Origin of the sequence: Streptomyces sp. S3(2020), assembly GCF_013044505.1 — a bacterium.
Taxonomy (GTDB): domain Bacteria; phylum Actinomycetota; class Actinomycetes; order Streptomycetales; family Streptomycetaceae; genus Streptomyces.
The window spans coordinates 1-2,116 of sequence record NZ_JABERD010000479.1 but is presented as its reverse complement, the minus strand read 5'-3'; the positions used below and the strand labels follow the sequence as shown (position 1 = coordinate 2,116).

The window sequence follows — 2,116 nt, the reverse complement described above, 5'->3', positions numbered from 1 at the left end:
AAGCCGACCGCAAGGAAGGCCCAAACCCCCGGCAGGAACAGGATGGTCCAGGAAGCGAATGCCGGTAGGCCGAAAGGTCAGGGGAAACCGGTCGGCGGGTCTCTCCACACCGCTTGCCGCATAACCCGCCGGATACGGGCCTTGGTGGCCCGGCCCGAAAGGGCGCCCACGTGGACCAGGTGAGCCTTTGAAGCACCAACGCAAAGGCGCCGGAACTGCGGGACAAGTTGGATACCGGAGGCGGACATGAGCACCACGAGGGTGGCTGCAGCCATCCGCCCGCCCGAGGGGAACGGACCCGAGGACGGAATCTCCGACTGGCACACAATCCACTGGGCCAGATGCGAGCGTGACGTACGGCGGCTGAGGCAGCGGATCTTCAAGGCGTCGCAGGACGGGGACCTGAAGAAGGTCCGTAACTTGCAGAAACTCATGCTGAGAAGCCACAGCAACACGCTGGTGAGCGTGAAACGGGTGACCCAGCAGAGCCAGGGCCGCAAGACGGCGGGCATCGACGGGGAGACAGCCCTCACCCCAGCGGCGAGGGTCCGGCTGGTGGCCGAGTGCCACCGGTCGGTTGCTCCCTGGAGGGCCCGTCCGGTCAGGCGGGTCTACATCCCCAAGGCCAATGGCAGGCAGCGCCCGCTCGGTATCCCGGTCATCCGGGATCGGGTGCTCCAGGCACGCGTGAAGAACGCGCTGGAGCCGGAGTGGGAGGCGCGGTTCGAGTCGCGCTCCTACGGGTTTCGGCCCGGCCGCGGCTGCCAGGATGCCATCGCCTCCATCCGCCAGACGGCGCGCGGCCCGCGGGCAAAGCGTCGTTGGGCGCTGGATGCGGATCTGGAAGGGGCCTTCGACCGCATCAGTCACGATCACTTGCTGGCCGTGCTCGGGCAGTTCCCCGCCAGGGACCTGGTGCGCGCGTGGCTGCGGGCGGGCGTGATGGACTGCGGGAGATGGGCGCCAAGTGTGGAGGGCACTCCGCAAGGCGGCGTCATCAGCCCCTTGCTGCTGAACATTGTGCTGCACGGGATGGAACAGGCGGCGGGCTTCCGCGCCGACGGGTATCGCACGCGCGTCAACCACGCGTCCGTCGGTGTGCCCGTATTGGTCCGTTATGCCGACGACTTCGTGGTGCTCTGTCACAGCGAGGAGGAGGCATATCGGGTCAAGGAGGATCTGGGCGTCTGGCTTGCGCCGCGCGGTCTGCGTTTCAACGAGGCCAAAACGAAGGTCGTACACCTTGATAAGGGGTTCGACTTCCTTGGTTTCACGATCCAGCGGCACGGCGACAAGCTGAACATCAGGCCGAGCAAGGCGGCTTGTAACGCGCTGCGGAAACGACTGCGATCGGACATGCGGGCCCTTCGGGGCGCGCCTGTCCAAGCGGTCATCGCGAAGTTCAACCCGGTAGTTCGGGGTTGGGCGGCGTACTACCGGAGTGTGTCCTCCCACAGAGTGTTCAGCGGGATGGACAATTACATGTTCAAGCTGCTTTACAAGTGGGTGAAACGCGGCCACGAGAACCGTTCGGGGCTGTGGATCAAACGCCACTATTTCGGCAGGTTCAACAAAACCAGGCAGGACAACTGGGTGTTCGGTGACCGGGCGACTGGCGCCTACCTTCAGAAGTTCGCCTGGACACGCTGCTCCATTCACCACTGCGTCAAGGGCGCGGCGTCCGTGGACGACCCCGCCCTGACGGAGTTTTGGAGCGCGCGTCGCCGCAGCACAGCGCCACCGCCGATGGACAAGACGAGTCTTATCCTGGCGGCCCGGCAGAAGGGCGTGTGCCCTCTTTGCCAGATGGCGCTGATCGACGGGGCCGAATACGAGCCGGACAATCTGCGGGAATGGATTGAATGGTTCGTGGCAACGAGGAAAATGCTCAACAAGCACCACCTCGTCTACCGCAGCAGCGGCGGGACGGATAGACGCACCAACCTCAGCCTTGTTCATGCCGATTGTCACCGCTCGTACCATGCAAACGACGGAAATCGGGACGTAAGTTGACGTCCAGCGAAGCCCTTGCGGCTTGCTTGAGCCGGATGCGTTGAAAGGCGCACGTCCGGTTCTGAGGGGGCCGGGGCCCAGAGATGGGCTCCGGCTACCCGAC

At 64.8% G+C, this 2,116-nt stretch carries 1 protein-coding gene; it reads left to right on the top strand.

Going from position 1 to position 2,116, the window contains the following annotated elements:
* Positions 1-246: 246 nt before the first annotated feature.
* The gene (ltrA, locus tag HLK59_RS49730; protein ID WP_171148283.1) at positions 247-2,013 is read left to right on the top strand and encodes a group II intron reverse transcriptase/maturase; all 1,767 of its coding nucleotides are present in this window, start codon (positions 247-249) and stop codon (positions 2,011-2,013) included.
* Positions 2,014-2,116: the final 103 nt, after the last annotated feature.